This is a genomic window from Moraxella lacunata (assembly GCF_002027545.1).
Lineage (GTDB): Bacteria > Pseudomonadota > Gammaproteobacteria > Pseudomonadales > Moraxellaceae > Moraxella > Moraxella lacunata.
Map to the genome: position 1 here is coordinate 63,088 of NZ_MXAN01000009.1, position 4,848 is coordinate 67,935.

A 4,848-nucleotide genomic window follows, 5' to 3' on the forward strand; every position below is an offset into this window, starting at 1 on the left:
TTTGGAAAGAGATTTATTTTCTAAAAGGTTATTCTGTAAATTTTAAATGTTATTAAAATGATGATTTATTGTAAAATTTATTTTTAAACAAATTTTTATTACTTTTATTTTTAAAAATTAATAAAATCAGTTTTTAACAGTATTAAAAACAAAACCCAAATAGCCGTCGCTAACTTGATGAGAATGTCTTTATGCTAATCACCGAACTGGGGTATTTTGCCTTACTGCTTGCGTTGGTGCTTGCGATACTACAAACCGTCCTGCCTGCACTGGGTGTGATAAAACATCAGACCGCTTGGCAACGCCTTGCTCCAAGCCTTGCCGTGGCAGGGTTTTTGGCGATGTTGGTGTCATTTTTGGCACTCATGGCAGGGTTTTTGTACAACGATTTTAGTTTGGTGTATGTGGCAGGGCATTCTAACAGTCTGCTCCCGTGGTACTATAAGCTGTCAGCGACATGGGGCGGACATGAAGGCTCGCTACTGCTGTGGCTGACGATACTGGCGACGTGGTGTATGCTCGTGGCGGTGTGTAGCCGTGGGCTGCCACTAGACATGCGAGCCAGAGTGCTGTCGGTGCTTGGTGGGGTGCAAGTGATGATGCTTGCCATGCTGACCTTTACATCAAATCCCTTTGTGCGGACATTGCCAAATCTGCCTGTGGACGGGGTGGATTTGAACCCACTGCTCCAAGACCCCGGACTTATTTTTCATCCGCCCATGCTGTACATGGGTTATGTGGGGCTTGCCGTGCCGTTTGCCTTTTGTATGGCAAGCCTGTGGGCGGGTCGGCTTGATGCGGTGTGGACACGGTGGTCTCGTCCGTGGACGGTGGCGGCGTGGGCGTTTTTGACTTTGGGCATTGCTCTTGGTTCATGGTGGGCGTATTATGAACTGGGCTGGGGCGGTTGGTGGTTTTGGGACCCTGTGGAAAACGCTTCCTTGATGCCGTGGCTTGCCAGTACCGCTCTTATCCATTCGCTTGCTGTTACCGAAAAGCGTGGTGTGTTCAAGGCATGGACGATCATGCTTGCCATTTTTGGTTTTGCTCTGTCGCTTTTGGGGACATTTTTGGTGCGTTCAGGGGTGATTACGTCTGTGCATTCGTTCGCCGCTGACCCGACCCGTGGCATGGCGATTTTGGCGATTTTGGGGGTGGTCATTGGCGGTGGCTTATTGATGTTTGCCCTGCGTGGTTGGCGTTTGACCGTGGAGAGTTTTTATCAGTTAAAATCCCGTGAGACCATACTGGTTATTAATAACATCATTCTGCTGGTGGCGACACTGGTGGTGCTACTAGGCACGCTGTATCCGATTATCGCTGATGCTTTTAAACTCGGTCAGGTTTCGGTGGGTCCCCCGTATTTTAATGCGTTATTTGTGCCATTATCATGGGTGCTACTTGCCTTTATGGGCGTGGGGGCGACCATGCGGTATAAATACGACAGCCGTCCCATGCTAAAAGTGCTTATGATGACGGCGGTGTGTAGCCTGCTACTAGGTGTGGTGGGTTGGTATATGATAAACCTGTTGGGCGAGAATACGCCCTTTGACCATACCATTTATATCACGGCAAGCCTATCGGCATGGGTGCTACTGTTTATCGGGCTTGACATTAAGGATAAGACTCGTCACGCTAAGGGGCTTATCAATGGACTGCGTAAACTTAGTCCAAGCTATTATGGCATGCAAATCGCCCATATCGGTGTGTTGGTTACGGCACTGGGAGTGGCAGGCGTGAGTGCGTTAAGCCTAGAAAAAGACGTGGCGATGACGGTGGGTGATAGCACGCACGTGCAGGGTTATGATTTTTATTTGCAAGAGTTTGAATTGATACAAGGTTCAAACTATGATGCCACACGTGCAAGCATACAAGTCAAAAAAGACGGTAAGCTCATCACCACGCTCTATCCTCAAAAGCGAAACTATGTTGTCTCTATGATGCCAATGACCGAAGTGGGACTGCGAGCAAGCCTGTTTAATGAATTATATGTTGCCTTAGGCGAGCCGATAATCAAAGATGGCAAGATGGATAACAATACCTGGGCGGTACGTGTGCATGTCAAGCCAATGGTACGTTGGTTATGGCTTGGCTCTATTGTTATGGCGTTGGGGGGTGTTGTTGCCATGCTTGATAAACGTTATCGCATGAAAAAAGTTAAACCGAAATTGGCAAAAACCAACAAAAATGCAGATGGTAAATACGCCCAAACCGATAGCCAAACAAAGGGAATGATGCCATGAAACGCACCCAAAAACGTACGATAATATTTTTAACGCCATTTATCATCTTTGCTCTGCTTATGGTTATGTTCTTTAACCGTTTGGGTCGGCCAACTGACATTGTTGTATCCACAAGCATGAACAAACCTTTACCAGCGTTTCGCTTGCCCTTACTGTCTGACCCAAATCGCATGATGAGTAATGACAATCTACCTAAAATGCCATTTTTATTGAACGTGTGGGGGTCATGGTGTCCAACATGTAAAGTAGAACACCCTTTTTTGATGACGCTACACGCCCAAGGTGTGCCAATGGTGGGCATGAACTACAAAGACGAGCTTGCCGATGCGTTGGGGTATCTTAACCAATACAAAGACCCGTTTTTGTACTCGGTGCAGGATTTGGACGGCAGGTATGGACTAAGTTTGGGACTGACAGGAGCCCCTGAAACGTTTGTGGTGGACGGCAATGGCGTGGTCTATAAGCACATCACAGGCGAGATACACGAAGGCAACTGGACGGCAAGTATCAAACCATGCATGGACGCCCTAGCTAACCCCCAAGCGAACCAAACCCAAAGAACACAGGCGTGCCAATGATGAAATTTTGTTTAAAACACACGTTGTCCGTACTGGCGGTGGTCGGGACTTTGATGATAAGTACGGCAAGTTTTGGGGCGATTGAGATTTATGAATTTAAAAGTGCCGAAGACGAAGCCCGTTATAAGGCACTCATCGAAGAGTTACGTTGCCCCAAATGCCAAAACCAAAACTTAGCAGGGTCGGACGCTCCGATTGCGGTGGATTTAAAAAACCAAACCTATCAGATGATACAGGACGGCAGGAGCGATACCGAGATTCGCCAGTTCATGTTTGACAGTTATGGCGATTTTATCAGTTACAAACCGCCTGTGCGTCCGTCCACGTGGATTTTGTGGTTTTTTCCGCCCATTTTGTTGGTGGTGTTTATCTTAGGCTGGATTTATAAAGCCAAAAAAGGGCGGACGGTGGCGGTTGATGAAGTGGCTACCTTATCCAAAGCCGAAGAAGAGCGTGTTGCTCAGATTTTAGCCAAACATCAAAATCCCCAATCAGAGCAAGCCCAACATTCTAATACCTCAAATTCCCACACCCAAACCGATAAGGATACGCCATGACCCCCACGCTGTTCTTGTTTTTTAGTTTAGCCGTACTGCTGTGCGTGGTATTGGCGTTGGTGGTGATTTATCCGTGGCTTAAAGGGCAAAAGGCGGTGGACAATCAGCTCATGGCGGTCAATGTGGCGGTATTTGGCGAGCGGATTGCCGAGCTACAAGCGGACAAAGAAGCAAGGCGGATAGATGAAGCAACCTTTCAAGCAGGCGAGATTGAACTCAAACGCCAACTGCTAGATGCCCAGACCTATGCCGAGACCTATGCCCCTGTGGGTATCAAAAGCCGTGCCATTGTCATGGTGTGGATACCTGTGCTGGCAGGGCTTGCTTATCTGACAACCGCCGACCGCACGTCTGTGTTTAAGCTGTGGCAAGCCCAAGACAGTGTGGGACAAGTGGCGGACGATTTGCTAACGGGCAAGATAGACACGCCCCCCGAGTGGGCGACCGCCGATAGCACCGCACTCATCAGTGCCATGCAAACCAACGTTCATCATCACGCCCACGACCCCAACCGCTGGATGCGACTGTCCGAGCTGTTCATGGCATTAGAAGCCACGCCCCAAGCCCTAGAAGCCTTGGCTCGTGCTTATCGCCTTGACCAAAGTAATGATGAGATTGCCATTACTTATGCCCAGACCAGCTTTTTTGCCAATAATGGCGTGCTAGATGCGACCGCTCGTGATGTCCTGCGTGGCATACTCTCAAACACCCCAGACCATGAAGGGGCGATGATGATGATGGCGATGGGCGAGATGCGTGCCAATAACTTTACGATGGCAAAGGCATGGGTTGCCAAACTGCGTGAGAGTATCACCAGTAAGGGCGGTGCGGACAGGCAGTCGGCATTGGCAAGCCTAGATGAGCTGATGGCGACCATTCACGCCCAAGAAGCCAAAGCGATGGCAGGGGTCAATGTCCATGTGAGCGTGGCAAGCAGTCTGCTCCCCCAAATCGATGAAAATGCCGTGCTGTTCGTCTCTATCTCGGACGTGGCAGGCGGTGCCCCTTATGCGGTCAAACGCCTGTCGGTGCGTGAGTTGGTGCAGGGGGTAACGGTGTCGCTTAGTGATTTAGATGCGATGATGCCCGAGCGTACTTTGACGGCAGGGCGTGAAGCAGGGGTTGGTCTTGCGGTCAATGCTCGTATCAGCCACAGTGGTGGGGCGGTCAGCGAATCGGGCGACTTGATGGCAAACCCTGTGATATTACAAAAAGGACAAAATACGGTCAATTTGGAAATCTCACAAATCGTGCCGTAAGTTTAGGGCGTGTTGAACATTGATAACATTTTATTTAAATTCGGTAGAGTTTTAAAGCCTTGATTGATTTTTGCATGAAAAATGGCTAAATCTCGTTTTTCATCGTCAAAATCCTTGTTGATATTTCAATATCAACTGCGGACTTTTCCTTGAAAAACTTGCGATTTTTCTCATTTTTCATTGCAAATACCAAAGTTCAACACGCCCTAGT

The 4,848-nt window shown here is 48.5% G+C and carries 4 protein-coding genes; all 4 read left to right on the top strand.

What is annotated here, in order from left to right:
* The first annotated feature begins 191 nt into the window (after positions 1-191).
* The 4 genes from B5J94_RS02075 to ccmI are packed head-to-tail and all read left to right on the top strand — an operon-like array spanning position 192 to position 4,637.
* A complete protein-coding gene (locus tag B5J94_RS02075) occupies positions 192-2,243 on the top strand; it encodes a heme lyase CcmF/NrfE family subunit (protein WP_062501102.1) in 2,052 nt (683 codons plus the stop codon).
* Positions 2,240-2,821: a DsbE family thiol:disulfide interchange protein gene (locus tag B5J94_RS02080; protein WP_062501100.1), complete on the top strand. Its 582-nt coding sequence runs from the start codon at positions 2,240-2,242 to the stop codon at positions 2,819-2,821. Before B5J94_RS02075 ends, B5J94_RS02080 begins: the two co-directional genes overlap by 4 nt.
* The gene (locus B5J94_RS02085; RefSeq protein WP_228144495.1) at positions 2,818-3,378 is read left to right on the top strand and encodes a cytochrome c-type biogenesis protein; all 561 of its coding nucleotides are present in this window, start codon (positions 2,818-2,820) and stop codon (positions 3,376-3,378) included. The genes B5J94_RS02080 and B5J94_RS02085 overlap by 4 nt, the downstream gene beginning before the upstream one ends.
* A complete protein-coding gene (gene ccmI, locus B5J94_RS02090) occupies positions 3,375-4,637 on the top strand; it encodes a c-type cytochrome biogenesis protein CcmI (protein WP_062501098.1) in 1,263 nt (420 codons plus the stop codon). The genes B5J94_RS02085 and ccmI overlap by 4 nt, the downstream gene beginning before the upstream one ends.
* The last annotated feature ends 211 nt before the right edge of the window (positions 4,638-4,848 follow it).